We start from the raw sequence: 16,042 nt of genomic DNA on the forward strand, positions 1-16,042 counted from the left end.
AGCCTGGCGCTTGCAGGCTTTTCAGAACAATCGTCAGCAGCATTTGGCTGTTGGCAATACAGCATTAGGAGGTCAAGTGCAATCAACCCAAGAAATTTCCATCAAGTCCCCCATCGAACACGGTGCGGTACCTCCGGCCGACAGCGCCCTTGCTCCTGCAGTAGCGACATCGGCTGGCGCAAACGGCCTGGCCGATTATCGTATCCTGCGCCGTAATGGCGCCGTGATGGGCTTTGAGCCGGCCAAGATCTCGATTGCGATGACCAAGGCTTTTCTGGCGGTGAACGGCGGGCAGGGCGCAGCATCGGCACGTGTGCGCGAACTGGTCGAGCAACTCACCGCCAATGTGGTGAATGCCCTGGTGCGCCGCCAGCCGGCCGGCGGCACCTTTCACATAGAAGACGTGCAAGACCAGGTGGAACTGGCGCTGATGCGATCCGGCGAACACGATGTGGCGCGTGCCTACGTGTTGTATCGTGCCAAGCGCATGGAAGAGCGTGCCCAGCAGCAGGCCGCCAAGCCGGCGCAGCAGGTGCCTGAGTTGCATGTGGTCGAAGCTGGCCAGCGCCGTCCGCTGGACTTGGTGAAAGTGCAGGCCATGATTGCTGCAGCGTGCGTTGGTCTGGAAAAGCATGTCGACGCCGATGCCATCTTGAGTGAAACCCTCAAGAACCTGTACGACGGCGTGCCGGTCGAGGAATTGCACAAGTCCGCCATCCTGGCCGCGCGCGCGCTGATGGAAAAGGACCCGGCATACAGCCTGGTCACCGCACGTCTCCTGATGCATACCATCCGCAAGGAAGTGTTTGGCCAGGAAGTGGCGCAAGCCGATGCGCCGGCGCACTATATTGATTATTTCCCGAAATTCATCAAGAAGGGCATCGAAGCCGACCTGCTCGACGCCAAGCTGGCCGAATTCGACCTGGCCAAGCTGGCCCAGGCCCTGAAGCCCGAGCGCGACCTGCAATTCGGCTACCTCGGCCTGCAAACCCTGTACGACCGCTATTTCCTGCATATCAGCGACGTGCGCATCGAAATGCCGCAGGCGTTCTACATGCGCGTGGCGATGGGCCTGGCCCTGAATGAAGCCAACCGCGAAGCGCGTGCCATCGAGTTCTACAACCTGCTGTCGTCGTTCGACTTCATGAGCTCGACGCCGACCCTGTTCAATTCCGGCACCCAGCGCTCGCAGCTGTCTTCCTGCTACCTGACTACGGTGGCCGATGACCTCGAAGGCATCTACGAAGCCATCAAGGAAAACGCCCTGCTGGCCAAGTTCGCCGGCGGCCTGGGCAATGACTGGACCCCGGTGCGCGCGCTCGGCGCCCACATCAAGGGCACCAACGGCAAGTCGCAAGGCGTGGTGCCGTTCCTGAAGGTGGTCAACGACACCGCCGTGGCGGTCAACCAGGGCGGCAAGCGCAAGGGTGCAGTGTGCGCCTACCTGGAAACCTGGCACATGGATATCGAGGAATTCCTCGACCTGCGCAAGAACACCGGCGACGACCGCCGCCGCACCCACGACATGAACACCGCCAACTGGATTCCCGACATGTTCATGAAGCGCGTCATGGAAAAAGGCGAATGGACGTTGTTCTCGCCCTCCGACGTGCCCGACCTGCACGACAAGTTCGGCAAGGCTTTTGAAGAAGCCTACCTCGGCTATGAAGCCAAGGCTGCGCGCGGCGAGCTCAAGCTGTTCAAGAAGCTGCCGGCGATGGACCTGTGGCGCAAGATGCTGTCGATGCTGTTCGAAACCGGCCATCCCTGGATCACCTTCAAGGATCCGTGCAACATCCGTTCGCCGCAGCAACACGTGGGCGTCGTCCACAGCTCCAACCTGTGCACCGAGATCACGCTCAACACCAACGAGTCGGAAATCGCCGTGTGCAACCTCGGTTCGGTGAACCTGCCGGCCCACATGAAGGATGGCAAGCTGGACCTGGTCAAGCTGCAAAAAACCGTCCAGACCGCCATGCGCATGCTGGATAACGTCATCGACATTAACTACTATGCCGTCAAGAAGGCGCGTGACTCCAACCTGCGTCACCGTCCGGTCGGCCTGGGCATCATGGGTTTCCAGGATTGCCTGCACATGATGCGCGTACCGTATGCCTCGCAAGACGCCGTCGCATTTGCCGACAGCTCGATGGAAGCGGTGTGCTACTACGCTTACTGGGCATCGACCGAGCTGGCCGAGGAGCGCGGCCGCTACAGTTCCTACCAGGGCTCGCTGTGGGACCGCGGCATCCTGCCGCAGGATTCCCTGAAGCTGCTGGCCGAGGAACGCGGCGGTTACCTGGAAGTCGATACGGCCGAAAGCATGGACTGGGCGGCATTGCGCTCGCGCATCAAGCAGCACGGCATGCGCAACTCCAACTGCGTGGCGATTGCGCCGACGGCGACGATTTCCAACATCATCGGCGTATCGGCCTGCATCGAGCCGACCTACCAGAACCTGTATGTGAAGTCGAACCTGTCGGGTGAATTTACGGAAATCAACGAGTTCCTGGTGCGCGACCTGAAGGCGCGCGGCCTGTGGGATGAAGTCATGATCGCCGACCTCAAGTACTTCGACGGCACTCTCGCCAAGATCGACCGCATTCCCCAGGACTTGCGCGAGATTTACGCCACCGCCTTCGAAGTCGAGCCGAAATGGCTGGTCGAGGCTGCCTCGCGCCGCCAGAAATGGATCGACCAGGCGCAGTCGCTGAACATCTACATGGCTGGCGCCTCCGGCAAGAAGCTCGACGAGACTTACAAGCTGGCATGGCTGCGCGGTCTGAAGACGACCTACTACCTGCGTACCATGGCTGCGACCCACACCGAGAAATCGACTTCGCGCACCGGCGCCCTGAATGCCGTGTCGGCTGATGGCAGTGCCAGCGGTGGTGCGGCGGCAGGCGGTTTCGCGGCCGGACCGATTGCGGCGGAAGACCTGGCCGGCCCCGTCTGCACCATGCGTCCGGGCGACGCTGGCTTCGAAGAGTGTGAGGCTTGTCAATAAGCTGTTTTGACCGTGCGCGATCATGATCCCGGTCTGATCGCGCCGCCGATAAACCGGACGACTTCAAGATTAGATACAAGGATAACTATGTTAAGTTGGGACGAAGAAAGCACCACCTCGGTGCAGCCGGCACTGCAGCCGGTAACCTCCAGCCAGCCGCAGGCCGGCGCATCGCTGCAGGACGTGGCCCTGAATCCGGCGCTGGTGGCGCGCCCGGATGCCATCGAGGGCGGCACCGAGCGGCGCGTCAATGCTGCCGACAAGCGCATCATCAATGGCCAGACCGATGTCAACCAGCTGGTGCCGTTCAAGTACAAGTGGGCCTGGGACAAGTACCTGGCCGGTTGCGCCAACCACTGGATGCCGCAGGAAATCAACATGCAGCGCGACATCGAGCTGTGGAAGAACCCGAACGGCCTCTCCGAGGACGAGCGCCGCCTGGTCAAGCGCAACCTCGGCTTTTTCGTCACCGCCGACTCGCTGGCCGCCAACAACATCGTGCTGGGCACCTACCGCCACATCACGGCGCCGGAATGCCGCCAGTACCTGCTGCGCCAGGCGTTCGAAGAAGCGATCCACACCCACGCGTATCAGTACATCGTCGAGTCGCTCGGCCTGGACGAAGGCGAAATCTTCAACGCCTACCATGAGGTCGAATCGATCCGCGACAAGGACGAGTTCCTGATCCCGTTCATCGATATCCTGACCAATCCGGAATTCAAGACCGGCACCACCGAAACCGACCAGCAACTGCTGCGCTCGCTGATCGTGTTTGCCTGCCTGATGGAAGGCCTGTTCTTCTATGTCGGCTTCACGCAGATCCTTGCGCTGGGCCGCCAGAACAAGATGATGGGCGCCGCCGAGCAGTACCAGTACATCCTGCGCGACGAATCGATGCACTGCAATTTCGGGATCGATTTGATCAACACGATCAAGATGGAGAACCCGCATCTGTGGACACCGGAATTCCGCGAAGAGATCAAATCGTTGTTTTTACGCGCGGTGGAGTTGGAATATCGTTACGCAGAGGATACAATGCCGCGTGGTGTGCTCGGTTTGAATGCTGCGATGTTCAAGGGTTATCTGCGATTCATCGCTAATCGCCGCGCACAGCAAATCGGTCTTGAAGCGCTGTTCCCGCAGGAAGAGAATCCCTTCCCCTGGATGAGCGAGATGATCGATTTGAAGAAAGAGCGAAACTTTTTCGAGACACGTGTAATCGAATATCAAACCGGTGGCGCCCTTAGCTGGGAATGATCGCTTCGATAGCGTGTGACGGAACAAGGCACAAGCGGAGAGAATGCAGGGCGGTCGCAAGAGGGCCGCATAACTAGAAAGAAGCATTACCCGAATTAATGAACAGTCGAAGACCGAATCGATCTTACCTGTCGATACCGCTTTTCCCGATTTTATCGGGCAAGGCGGTTTTTTCTTTGAAAAATCGATTGAGTGTTCTGAAGTGGGATTCCAGCGCTGGCATGTTGCCGGCGTTTTTTTAAGACCGGAGCAGCCAGGCTGCTCGCCGTGCCTTGCCTGGCATGGCCTCCCGGGGCGCATGAGAGCGCCTGGACAGAGCCGGTCGAAGATGGCTGAAGTGCTGCATAAATGAGGGGATGCAGCAGTTCAGCTGGTGCCGAATTCATTAGCGCAAGCAGAAGCTTGCTTGTGCCGATGAATAATCCGCATGAGGGATCGCGATGCCTGATGCGGGTTTCAAACCTAGTAGTTTGATTTTTTCCATCACGTGAAGGAGAAACAAATGGCAACAGCCGCTAAAAAACCCGCAGCGAAGAAACCCGCTGCAAAGAAAGCCGCCGCTAAACCGGTAGCCAAGAAAGCCGCAGCACCGAAGAAAGCTGCAGCCGCCAAGAAGCCGGTAGCAAAGAAAGCCGCAGCACCGAAGAAAGCTGCAGCTGCCAAGAAGCCGGTAGCCAAGAAAGCCGCAGCACCGAAGAAGGCAGTCGCCGCCAAGAAGCCGGTAGCGAAGAAAGCCGCAGCACCGAAGAAGGCAGTCGCCGCCAAGAAGCCGGTAGCCAAGAAAGCCGCAGCGCCGAAGAAGGCAGTCGCTGCCAAGAAGCCGGTAGCCAAGAAAGCCGCAGCGCCGAAGAAAGCTGCAGCTGCCAAGAAGCCGGTAGCGAAGAAAGCCGCAGCCCCGAAGAAGGCAGTCGCCGCCAAGAAGCCGGCAGCGAAGAAAGCCGCAGCACCGAAGAAAGCTGCAGCCGCCAAGAAGCCGGTAGCCAAGAAAGCCGCAGCACCGAAGAAAGCTGCAGCCGCCAAGAAGCCGGTAGCGAAGAAAGCCGCAGCACCGAAGAAAGCTGCAGCACCGAAGAAAGCTGCAGCGCCAAAGAAGGCAGCAGCGCCAAAGAAGGCAGCGCCAGCAGTCAAGACCGTGCTGAATCCGGCAGCGGCCTGGCCGTTTCCGACCGGCAGCCGTCCATAATCCAGGCAAGGCTTGGAAGCCCGGTTAAGTTCGGGCACAATCCCGCTGTATGGCTTCGTGCCGTGCAGCGGGTTTTTTTATTCAAGGCGCATTTTATCAAGGAGAAGCTTCCGTGCTCCAGAGCATAGTCACGTTGATTGTCGATACCGTTGCCGGATTGCTTGCGGTTGTTTTGCTGTTGCGCTTCTGGATGCAGGTCGTGCGCGTACGCCCGCCCATGTCGGTCGCGCACTTTACCTTTCAATTATCCGACTGGATGGTAAAACCCTTGCGCCGGGTCGTGCCTGGCGTCGGCGGATACGACTGGGCCAGTTTGCTTGGTGCGCTGCTGGTTGCGCTCCTGTCGGTCGTTGTTACCGCCGGCCTGTTTTTTTCGCTGCCGGTGCAATTGATCCTGTTGCTGGCATTGCTGCGATTCATCCAGTGGATCTTTTACGGATTCATGGGCCTGATCATCGTTGAGGTAATCTTCAGCTGGATCAACCCGCATGCCCCGCTGGCGCCCTTTATCGACGCCCTGACCGAGCCGCTGCTGCGTCCCTTGCGACGCGTGTTGCCACTGATCGGCAACATCGATCTGAGTCCTCTGGTGGCCTTGGTATTGCTGCAGATCGCCTTGCGCGTCATTAGCGGAATTTTGCCCGGATTGGCATGAGCCGCAAAGAAGGCAAGCCGGCGACGGCATGTCTGCGTCTGCAGGTGCAGGTAATGCCCAACGCAAAACGGACGGGCGTGGCAGGCATGCATGGCGACGCCCTCAAGATCCGCCTGCAGGCGCAGCCGGTAGAGGGCAAGGCGAATGAAGCCCTGGTCCGATTCGTCGCCGATGCGCTGGCCTTGCCGAAAAGCGCTGTTGCGGTTTCGCACGGCGCAACGTCGAGACGCAAACTCCTGGAGATCGTTGCACCCGGCATGACGACCGAAAGCGTTCGCGAAGCGCTGCTTGCCCGCGCAAACGCAGAATAAGGAGCGGCGGGGCGTGCTGCTTAATTAGAAGCGGTAGCCAAAAGCCTGTTCAAACCGTTCCTCGATTTCCGCCCGTGACGGTGCATGGTTCTGCCCCCCCTGATGGGCGATCTTGATGGCCCCCATCAGGCTTGCAAGACGGCCGGTCGTGGGCCAATCCAGCCCATGGGTCACGCCATACAGGATGCCTGCCCGGAATGCGTCGCCGCAGCCGGTCGGATCCGTCACTGCATCGGCCTTGACCGGCGGGATGGCGATATGCTCGCCCCGGACAAAAATATCCGCACCGAGTTCACCCCGGGTGACGATCAATGCGTCGACGCGTTGTGCGATTTTTTCCAGCGTCAGGCCAGTGCGCTCCATCAGCAATTCTGCTTCATAATCATTCACAGCGACATAACTTGCCTGGTCGATGAAGTGTTCCAGTTCCTTGCCGTTAAACATTGGCAATCCTTGGCCCGGATCGAAAATGAAGGGAATGTTCAGCGACACGCAGTCGGCGGCGTGCTGCAGCATGCCGTCGCGGCCGTCGGGCGCAACGATGGCGAGTTTGACCGGGCCTGCGTCGGCAACCTTGTTCAGATGCGACATGCCCATGGCGCCCGGATGGAAGGCGGTGATCTGGTTATTGTCGCTGTCGGTAGTGATGAAGGCTTGCGCAGTGTAGGCGTCGTCGACGGTGCGAATGCCGCGGGTTGCAATGCCCAGCTTGCCCAGTCGCTCCAGATAGGGGGGGCATCCTTGCCAACCGTCGCCATGATCAGCGGGTCGCCATTCAGGAGTTTCAGGTTATACGCAATATTGCCGGCGCAGCCACCAAACTCGCGGCGCATTTCAGGCACCAGGAAGGCGACATTAATCTTGTGCAATTGGTCAGCCAGGAGGGCTTCGGAAAACCGACCGCCAAACAGCATGATGCTATCGAAGGCAAGGGAGCCGCAAATAAGTGACGTCATGGTTTCAATTCCAGAAATTGAGAAAATCTGTTGATCGCGGATCAGGGATAAAACAGGTAAACCCGGTAATCCGAGGCTTGCAACTGGCTCAGTTCAAACGATACGGCCACGGATTGCTCTGATCCGGCGGCAATGCCCTGCGGGAGAAGCCTGTCGGAGGGCAGATAGTCACGGGGCCCCAGTGTCCGCCGCACGAGCGGCTTGCCATTCTTGTCGTTCAGGGTCAATTCGACATGCGGCCATGCTTGCGCTACAGCACTGCGGTTGTGCAGCAACAGGCTCAGCGTAAAGATATTCTTGTTGTTGGCGTGCGCCTGCAATTCATTCGATTCGATCGAGACCTGGTCAATCTGGGCGGGCAGGCTGACTTGGCAGCCTGCCAGTTCGCACAGTGCGACCAACGCAGGTTTTGACGACGGGAATCTGGCTGCCAGCTGGTCGCGGAAAGCGTAAGCAGTCTGTCCCAAGGCTGCGACAAGAAGAAGAATGGAGGCAAGCGCCATGAAGACCCGTGCCATGCGGCCCCAGCGCTGGCGGCGCCGTCCTTTCCGGACAAAAGTGGGCTCGTCGTCGTCAGCACTCTCTTCCTCGACCAGGGAGGCGGGCACGACCGTGTCAGAAAAGCGGTCCCCGTCATCCTCGGCAGATGCCGTTACGGAGACCGGTTCGGTGACAGCTGACAGCGCATCCTGGTCGGCTATCGCGGCATGTTCCTCTGTACTGATGTCCTGATCACTTTCATCCGCAGCTTCAGCAGAGCCTGACGCATTTGGTGGCAAGGTATCCGACACCACCGACACTACGTCACCCGGAAATTCCTGGGCTTCATGCAGGCCATCCTGCGTGTCGGGCCAGATACTGTCTTCCGAGGCTTGCGGCTTCCCGGCTGGCGCGCTTTTCGGTGGCGCCTCTTCAGCATCCCATTCCTCATTGAAGAGGCTGAAATCCACCAATGTCATGCGGGTCAGGGGATCGTCGTCAACCTCGGTGTCCGATGTCGGCGGGATTGCCTGCGGCAGCGATGTGGCATCCGGTTCAGCGCTCGACGACAGTATGCGCGTCTGCGTCTCGGGGTCATCGACTGGAATGAATTCCAGTGTGTCGATGGCGGACGGCGCGACGTCCTGGACGGCAGCGAGTTTGCCGGCAGCAATTTCAGCAGCGGCGACAAGCGTGCTATCGGCTTTTGGCGGCGCATCGACAGGCGCCGGCGGCGAGGGGGGCGTTGTGGGCGATGCAGCCGGCTGTTCCGGTGGCACCAGGTGTTCGATGCCGTTGAAAATCTGCTTGCAGGCGCCGCAGCGAACCAGTCCCGATCGCAGCTTCAACTGGTCATGGGCGACCTTGAAGGTGGTTTTGCAATGTGGGCACTGGGTTGCAAGGGCCATTGCTCAAGCGGGTGTGGCGTCGGCGTCAAGGCGCTGGCCGGGAACAGTGCCCGACATGGCAACCCAGCCGTCGCGCTCGGCCCAGACGCAAATTTCCAGGAAGGGAGCATAAGCCGCGGCAACCTCGTCGGCTTGCCGTGCCAGAATCCCGGACAATACCAGCCGACCGCCAGGGCCGACCCGGCCGCACAGCATTGGCGCGAGCAATTTCAGCGGACTTGACAGGATGTTGGCGACAACGATGTCGAAGGCAGTGGCGGGATGCGCCTGGGCGAAGTCGTCCGGCACGTAATAGTCGATTGCGCAGTGGTTGCGTTCACTGTTGTCGCGTGCCGCTTCGATCGCCTGGGCATCGATGTCGACGCCGGCCACCCGTTGCGCTCCCAGTTTTTTTGCAACCAGCGCCAGGATGCCGGAGCCACAGCCGTAATCAAGCACCGACAGGCCTGTCGGCGCATGCGCTTCCAGCCACTCCATGCACAGGCGGGTGGTCGGATGGCTACCCGTACCGAAGGCCAGGCCCGGATCCAGTTCCAGCACCAGGGCAGAAGGGTCGGGAGCTTCGTGCCAGCTCGGCACGACCCAGATATTCTTGCCAATATGAATTGGTTCAAACTGCGACTGGGTCAGGCGCACCCAATCCTGGTCGGCGACACTGCGCAAGCTGTAAGACAGTTGCGCAACATCCAGGGGCGGCTCGCACAAGGCGGCAGCCTCGGCCACCAGTGCTGCATGGTCCGTTTCCAGCGGCGCCAGCGCCACCACGCGGCTGCGTTCCCAGGCAGTGTGCTCCGGTTCCATGCCGGGTTCGCCAAACAAGGGCTGTTCGGCTTCCGTGCCCAGGTCGGCATCTTCCACCGACACCGACAGCGCGCCGGCCTCCATCAGGGCGTCCGACAGGGCTTCGGCCTGGTGGAGGGGCACTTCGATGACGATTTCTGTCCAGCTCATGGGCCTGCCTTACGATTTGATTTCGGTCGTCTTGGGCAAGTCCGGCTTGTTGGCCAGCTTGTGCTCCAGGTAATGGATATTGGTGCCGCCTTCGATGAAGCGGGCATCCACCATCAATTCACGATGCAGCGCAATATTGGTCTGGATGCCTTCGACCACCATTTCGGACAGCGCGATCTGCATGCGGCGGATTGCCTGTTCGCGCGTGGCGCCGTAGGAAATCACCTTGCCGACCATTGAATCATAGTTGGGCGGCACGAAATAACCTGCATAGACATGCGAATCGACGCGAATGCCCGGGCCGCCGGGGGCATGCCAGGCATTTATGCGGCCCGGCGATGGCGTAAACTTGAACGGGTCTTCGGCATTGATGCGGCATTCGATCGCATGGCCGTTCAACACGATGTCGCGCTGGCGGTAACGCAGCTTTTCGCCGGCTGCGATGCGGATCTGTTCCTGCACGATGTCGACGCCAGTGATCATTTCTGTCACCGGATGTTCCACCTGGACGCGGGTATTCATTTCAATGAAATAGAATTCGCCGTTTTCATAGAGGAATTCGAACGTGCCGGCGCCGCGGTAGCCCATCTTGCGGCAGGCTTCGGCGCAACGGTCGCCGATGCGTTCGACGATCTTGCGCGGAATGCCGGGTGCGGGCGCTTCCTCGATCACTTTCTGGTGGCGGCGCTGCATCGAGCAGTCGCGTTCGCCCAGCCAGATGGCGTTCTTGAATTCGTCGGCGAGAATCTGGATTTCCACGTGGCGCGGGTTTTCCAGGAACTTCTCCATGTAGACTTCCGGATTGCCGAATGCGGCACCGGCCTCGGTCTTGGTCATGGTGACGGCATTGAGCAATGCGGCTTCGGTATGCACTACGCGCATGCCGCGACCGCCACCGCCGCCGGCAGCCTTGATGATCACCGGATAGCCGACCTTGCGGGCGATGCGGACGATTTCCTTGGGATCGTCGGGCAGGGCGCCCTCGGAGCCCGGCACGCACGGCACGCCAGCCTTGATCATGGTTTGCTTGGCCGTGACCTTGTCGCCCATCATCCGGATCGACTCCGGGCGCGGGCCGATGAAGACGAAGCCGGATTGCTCGACGCGCTCGGCGAAGTCGGCATTTTCCGACAAAAAGCCATAGCCGGGGTGAATCGCTTCGGCATCAGTGACTTCGGCGGCGCTGATAATGGCCGGCATGTTCAGGTAACTTTGCGCCGAAGGCGCCGGTCCGATGCACACAGATTCATCGGCCAGCTTTACATATTTTGCCTCGCGATCGGCTTCCGAGTGGACGACCACGGTCTTGATGCCCATTTCACGGCAGGCGCGCTGGATGCGCAAGGCGATCTCGCCGCGATTGGCAATTAGGATTTTTTCAAACATAGTAGGGGAATATGAGCGTCGGGGAGCGGATGCTTAGCCGATCACGAACAGGGGCTGGCCGAACTCGACCGGCTGACCGTTCTCGACCAGGATCTGCTTGACCACGCCGGAAACTTCGACGTCGATTTCATTGAGCAGCTTCATTGCTTCGATAATGCAGAGCGTGTCGCCTTCCTTGACGCTGGAGCCAACCTCGACGAAAGCTGCGGCACCCGGCGCCGAGGCGCGGTAGAACGTTCCCACCATTGGCGACTTGACCACGTGCCCCTGGATTTCTTCGACGGCGGCAGGTGCTGCTGCAGCAGGTGCTGCTGCAGCAGCGGGATGTGGCAGGTGCGCGGCTTGCGGCTGCATCATCATGACCTGGCCTTGCGGTGCGCCGCCAGACTTGACGATGCGAACCTTGCTTTCACCTTCAGTCACTTCCAGTTCGGCGATATCCGACTCGGCGACCAAATCGATCAAGGTTTTCAGTTTTCTGAGGTCCATAGCGTATCCCTTAGCATAATTCTGCAAAAATTTTACAACCCAAGATTGTCGCGATTATAAGAGGTTTGGCGACAAATGAGGGAACTTATAGTTTTTTGGCGGCAAAGTCGATTGCCATCCGATAACCATCTATGCCCAGGCCACAAATTACACCTTTGGCAATAGCGGAAAGATAGGAGTGATGTCTAAACGCTTCCCGCTGATGCACATTTGAAATATGTACTTCAATAAACGGGATTGCCACACCTGCCAGTGCATCGCGCAGGGCGACACTAGTGTGCGTCAGGCCACCAGGATTAATGATGATGCCCTCGATACCTTCCTTGCCTGCAGCGTGAATACGGTCAATCAAGGCACCTTCATGGTTGCTCTGAAAGCAAGTAATTGTCGCGCCTGCATCGTTGGCAGTGGCAATGGCCAGCGTTTCCACGTCTGTCAACGTGGTGGCGCCGTAGATCTCCGGCTCGCGGGTGCCGAGCAGATTCAGGTTCGGCCCATTGATGAGGAGTAGCTTTTTTGCCATTAATGAATAACATCGTTCACGAGGTTGGCCGAATTTTGCCGTCAAATGACGCTTATTGGCAAGGAAAAATGGTGCGAATCAAGAAAATAGGTCGAGATCCTTGCGCACGGCTTTCATATCCAGTCGACCGAGATAGGTTTTTTTCACCTGCCCGTCTGCACCAAACAAGACGGTGAAAGGCAAGCCGCCTTGCTGGTTGCCCATTTGCCGGGCCAGATCGATTCCCCCCATGCCTGCTAGATAAAGGGGGTAACTTATTTTATATTTGGCTGCAAATTCGCGAATATTCGCGGGCGAATCGATGCCGATACCGATTACCTGCAAATGTGCAGGGGATTGTGAATTTTGCAATTCTGAAAGTTCCGGCATTTCTTCTACACAAGGTGCACACCAGGTCGCCCAGAAATTAACCAGCAATAATTTACCATGCCAATTTGACATTTTTTCAGTTTTGTCATTGACGTCAGGTAAGGATTGGCTAAAAAAATAATGGTGCGCACTCGCTGGAGGCTCGGCAGGCTCCCATTTTTTGATGCCGGCATAGCCGCCGATAACAGCAAAAAGCAGGCCCACAATCGTTACCCACCAAATTTCTTTTTTCATGAATGTTCACTTTCTTCCAGCAATAGCATCAGCGCACCGATATCCGCACGTTCCACCGAGCGCCCATCTTTGCCTGTCTTCGGGCCGCGCATATCTTCCAGGGGGTATAAGGTCAGGTGGACGCCTTCGCGGCGCCACATGAAGCTGAGAGTTTCAATGGGATCCTTGCGTGCAACGGGGTGCGGGCTTTCACTTACTTCAAACTGCATGCTCTTGTTGAGCAAGTATATTTCGACATCCTTCGGGCTGTCGACAAACAGGTGCAAATGGATATCGGAATGTTCTCCGGCAGTGCCGTTCAGGACGGCGCCTGTCAGGTAAGGTTTGTATTCTGCCAATTCCTGCATCAGGGTAAAAGCAAGTTGGCGTAGATGTAACAGCCTGGCAGGCTGGCTGTCAGCAAAAAATAATGCGTTATGAATGCGCACTTCTTCTTCAATTTGCGCGTTGTCTGGCAAGATATCGCCTCGTGTCTTGGCATTCCCCAGCACTTGCCTGGCTGCCTTGCGTTTTGCCGAATTGTAATCAAGGCCGTCTTCGGCAATCAGGCGCGCGGCTGCGGCGGCAATTTCCGCGCGCAGCGATTCGGTATCGGAAGAGAATTGGGAAGCCATCCATACATGATACCCTGACCGATAATGCGCCGTGGCTCGGGTAGAATCTCGTTTTTGATCTGGTTTTCATCATGCATATACATATCCTTGGCATTTGCGGCACCTTCATGGGCGGTTTGGCCGTGCTGGCCAAACAGGCTGGCCATCGGGTGACCGGTTGCGATGCCAATGTCTATCCACCGATGAGTACCCAGCTCGAAGCCCAGGGGATCGAATTGATCGAAGGCTTCGGACCCGAGCAAATCAGCTTGAAGCCGGATTTGTTTGTGGTGGGGAACGTTGTTTCACGTGGCAACCCTCTCATGGAAGAGATTCTCAACCGTGGCTTGCCCTACACATCGGGGCCGCAATGGATCGGCGAGCATATTTTGCAGGGCAAGTGGGTGCTTGCGGTGGCCGGCACCCACGGCAAGACCACGACGTCCTCCATGCTGGCCTGGATCCTCGAAGATGCGGGATACGATCCGGGGTTTTTGATCGGCGGCGTGCCGATGAATTTCGGCATCTCGGCCCGGCTTGGCGGCAAGAACGCCGACTCGCCCTTTTTTGTCATCGAGGCGGATGAATATGACACCGCCTTTTTCGACAAGCGCAGCAAGTTCGTTCATTACCATGCCAAAACGGCCATCCTCAACAATCTCGAGTACGACCACGCCGATATTTTCCCCGACCTGGCGGCGATCGAGACCCAGTTCCATCATCTGGTGCGCACCGTGCCGGGCGTTGGCCGCCTGGTAGCCAATGGTGACGAGGAATCGCTGCGGCGCGTGGTCGCGCGCGGTTGCTGGAGCGAAGCCGAATGGTTCGGCGGCGCTGCGCAAAGCGACTGGTCCCTGGCGGACCATGCCGACGGCAGTTTTGACGTGATTTTCCAGGGGGAGAATGCCGGCACGGTCAAGTGGTCCCTGACCGGCGCGCACAACCGCATGAATGCATTGGCAGCCATTGCCGCGGCGCGGCATGTGGGTGTGCCCGTTACCCAGGCGATTGCTTCCCTGGCGCAATTCGGCAATGTCAAGCGCCGCATGGAGTTGCGTGGCGTGGTCAACGACATTGCCGTCTATGACGATTTCGCGCATCATCCGACGGCGATCGCCACCACGGTCGCAGGCTTGCGCAAGAAAGTGGGCAGCGCACGTATTCTCGCCGTTCTGGAGCCGCGTTCGAACACCATGAAGCTGGGCACCATGAAGGATGCCTTGCCCGGCAGCCTCGCCGATGCCGACCTGGTGTTCGGTTATGGCGCCAAGGGGGGCGGCAAGGATGCGCTGGGTTGGGACCTGGGCGCTGCCCTGATGCCCCTCGGCACCAAGGCCCAGGCTTTCGATGCGCTCGATGCGCTGGTTGCGGCAGTTGCCCGGGCGGCACGTCCAGGAGACCAGATCCTGGCGATGAGCAATGGCGGCTTCGGCGGCGTCCATCAGAAAATCCTCGATGCCTTGAACGCGGGCGGCGTGCCGAAGTAAATGATTCTGTACCTGCACGGCTTTCGCTCGTCCCCGTTGTCATTCAAGGCCCGCCTGCTTGGCGAGCGCCTGCATGCGCTTGGCCTGGGCGATACCTACGTTTGTCCGCAATTGCCGGCATCGCCGTGCCTGGCCATCGACCTGGCGCGGCAATTGATCGGGCAGGCGTCGCCCAACGAGGTGACACTGATCGGCTCGTCCCTGGGCGGCTATTACGCTACCTGGCTGGCCGAGCAGTCCGGTTGCCGTGCCGTGCTGTTGAATCCGGCCGTCAAGCCGCCGCGCGACCTGGAGCAATATGTCGGTGTGCGCACCGCTTTTCATTCCGACGAGCCGTTCGAGTTCAAGCAGGAATATATCGCCGAACTGCAGGCGCTGGCGGTGCCACGCATCACCCGGCCGGAACGCTATTTTCTGATTGCTGCGACCGGCGACGAGGTACTCGACTGGCGCGAAATGACAGCGCATTATGCACAGGCGCGCCAGCACATCATCGACGGGAGCGACCACGGCCTGTCGGATTTTGCGGGATATGTTGACGAGGTGCTGGCGTTTTGCGGCGTGGTTTCAGGAGGGCATCGGTGAGCGGACGTGCCAGCAGCCATGCCCAGTGGTTTTCCCATGTGAATGCCGTCAATCCATCCCCGCAGATGCGCCATTGGCTCACGGACCGTATTTCATTGACGGTGAAGCTGGCGGCGCATTGCCGGCAATTTCGCGTGCAGCGTTTGCATCAGCGGCGCGGCATGGTGCTGGCCGATGAGTGCCAGGTGCTGGGATTGGCCCACCGCATCGGCGTGCAGGAGCGCGATGTGCTGTTGCACTGCGATGAAGTGCCGATGGTGTTTGCCCATACGGTCGTGCCCTTGTCCGCCAGCGCAACCGACTGGCCTTTTTACAGCAGCCTGGGCGAGCGGTCGCTGGGCTTTACCCTGTTTTGCGATCCCCAGGTGGCGCGTGGCGCATTGCACTATGCCCGTTTACGCCCCGGCCATCCTCTATTGCAACGTGCAGCCGCCGCCTTGGGCATCGCCGCGTTTTCGCAGCCATTGCTGGCGCGGCGCTGCCTGTTCCGGCGCAAGCGGGGCAGCTTGCTGGTGACCGAGGTGTTCTTGCCGATGGTGTCCGGCCTTGTTCCGCAACAAGATAATCTGCGGCATACCAGCCAGATCCTGCGCGACATGCGCAAAGCCGGCAGCCCTTCCACGCAAACCCTTGTGGCGCCCGGCGAAGCAGCCATTACCTCTATATAA

The 16,042-nt window shown here is 59.1% G+C and carries 15 protein-coding genes and 1 pseudogene; 8 read left to right on the plus strand and 8 right to left on the minus strand.

From position 1 onward, the window contains the following. Positions 1-76: 76 nt before the first annotated feature. The 5 genes from EKL02_RS04605 to EKL02_RS04625 all read left to right on the plus strand — a co-directional run bounded on the left by EKL02_RS04605 (position 77) and on the right by EKL02_RS04625 (position 6,413). The gene (locus EKL02_RS04605; RefSeq protein WP_128900947.1) at positions 77-3,007 is read left to right on the plus strand and encodes a ribonucleoside-diphosphate reductase subunit alpha; all 2,931 of its coding nucleotides are present in this window, start codon (positions 77-79) and stop codon (positions 3,005-3,007) included. 87 nt (positions 3,008-3,094) lie between these two features. After that, positions 3,095-4,264: a ribonucleotide-diphosphate reductase subunit beta gene (locus EKL02_RS04610; RefSeq protein WP_128900948.1), complete on the plus strand. Its 1,170-nt coding sequence runs from the start codon at positions 3,095-3,097 to the stop codon at positions 4,262-4,264. A 502-nt stretch (positions 4,265-4,766) separates the two neighbouring features. Further along, the gene (locus EKL02_RS04615) at positions 4,767-5,447 is read left to right on the plus strand and encodes a histone H1-like repetitive region-containing protein (RefSeq protein WP_128900949.1); all 681 of its coding nucleotides are present in this window, start codon (positions 4,767-4,769) and stop codon (positions 5,445-5,447) included. A gap of 112 nt (positions 5,448-5,559) precedes the next feature. Then, entirely contained in the window at positions 5,560-6,102 is a 543-nt protein-coding gene (locus tag EKL02_RS04620; RefSeq protein WP_128900950.1) for a YggT family protein, read from the plus strand. After that, positions 6,099-6,413, plus strand: a complete 315-nt coding sequence (locus tag EKL02_RS04625) for a DUF167 domain-containing protein (protein ID WP_128900951.1) — start codon at positions 6,099-6,101, stop codon at positions 6,411-6,413. Before EKL02_RS04620 ends, EKL02_RS04625 begins: the two co-directional genes overlap by 4 nt. A gap of 24 nt (positions 6,414-6,437) precedes the next feature. Here the strand turns inward: EKL02_RS04625 and EKL02_RS04630 are convergent. From EKL02_RS04630 to EKL02_RS04665, 8 genes and pseudogenes are all read right to left on the minus strand, one after another. Next, positions 6,438-7,369, minus strand: a pseudogene (locus EKL02_RS04630) (carbohydrate kinase family protein). A gap of 41 nt (positions 7,370-7,410) precedes the next feature. Next, on the minus strand, positions 7,411-8,757 hold the full coding sequence (locus tag EKL02_RS04635; RefSeq protein WP_128900952.1) for a DUF3426 domain-containing protein: 1,347 nt from the start codon (positions 8,755-8,757) through the stop codon (positions 7,411-7,413). Positions 8,758-8,760: 3 nt separating this feature from the next. Further along, on the minus strand, positions 8,761-9,708 hold the full coding sequence (prmA, locus tag EKL02_RS04640) for a 50S ribosomal protein L11 methyltransferase (RefSeq protein WP_128900953.1): 948 nt from the start codon (positions 9,706-9,708) through the stop codon (positions 8,761-8,763). 9 nt (positions 9,709-9,717) lie between these two features. After that, positions 9,718-11,094 (minus strand): acetyl-CoA carboxylase biotin carboxylase subunit, encoded by a 1,377-nt coding sequence (accC, locus tag EKL02_RS04645; protein ID WP_128900954.1) that lies wholly within the window; start codon positions 11,092-11,094, stop codon positions 9,718-9,720. 33 nt (positions 11,095-11,127) lie between these two features. Then, positions 11,128-11,583 (minus strand): acetyl-CoA carboxylase biotin carboxyl carrier protein, encoded by a 456-nt coding sequence (gene accB / locus EKL02_RS04650; protein ID WP_128900955.1) that lies wholly within the window; start codon positions 11,581-11,583, stop codon positions 11,128-11,130. 85 nt (positions 11,584-11,668) lie between these two features. Beyond that, a complete protein-coding gene (gene aroQ, locus EKL02_RS04655; RefSeq protein WP_128900956.1) occupies positions 11,669-12,106 on the minus strand; it encodes a type II 3-dehydroquinate dehydratase in 438 nt (145 codons plus the stop codon). 78 nt (positions 12,107-12,184) lie between these two features. Beyond that, complete coding sequence (locus EKL02_RS04660) at positions 12,185-12,709, minus strand: TlpA disulfide reductase family protein (RefSeq protein ID WP_128900957.1); 525 nt, start codon at positions 12,707-12,709, stop codon at positions 12,185-12,187. After that, the gene (locus tag EKL02_RS04665) at positions 12,706-13,323 is read right to left on the minus strand and encodes a hypothetical protein (protein WP_128900958.1); all 618 of its coding nucleotides are present in this window, start codon (positions 13,321-13,323) and stop codon (positions 12,706-12,708) included. The genes EKL02_RS04660 and EKL02_RS04665 overlap by 4 nt, the downstream gene beginning before the upstream one ends. A 71-nt stretch (positions 13,324-13,394) precedes the next feature. On the opposite strand from EKL02_RS04665, the gene mpl reads away from it, so the two are divergent. Genes mpl through EKL02_RS04680 form a run of 3 tightly spaced genes read left to right on the plus strand, consistent with a single transcriptional unit; the run spans position 13,395 to position 16,042 of the window. Beyond that, entirely contained in the window at positions 13,395-14,789 is a 1,395-nt protein-coding gene (gene mpl, locus EKL02_RS04670) for a UDP-N-acetylmuramate:L-alanyl-gamma-D-glutamyl-meso-diaminopimelate ligase (protein ID WP_128900959.1), read from the plus strand. After that, on the plus strand, positions 14,790-15,374 hold the full coding sequence (locus EKL02_RS04675) for a YqiA/YcfP family alpha/beta fold hydrolase (protein WP_128900960.1): 585 nt from the start codon (positions 14,790-14,792) through the stop codon (positions 15,372-15,374). Next, positions 15,371-16,042 (plus strand): chorismate lyase, encoded by a 672-nt coding sequence (locus EKL02_RS04680; protein ID WP_128900961.1) that lies wholly within the window; start codon positions 15,371-15,373, stop codon positions 16,040-16,042. Before EKL02_RS04675 ends, EKL02_RS04680 begins: the two co-directional genes overlap by 4 nt.

Source organism: Janthinobacterium sp. 17J80-10, assembly GCF_004114795.1.
Taxonomy (GTDB): domain Bacteria; phylum Pseudomonadota; class Gammaproteobacteria; order Burkholderiales; family Burkholderiaceae_D; genus Paucimonas.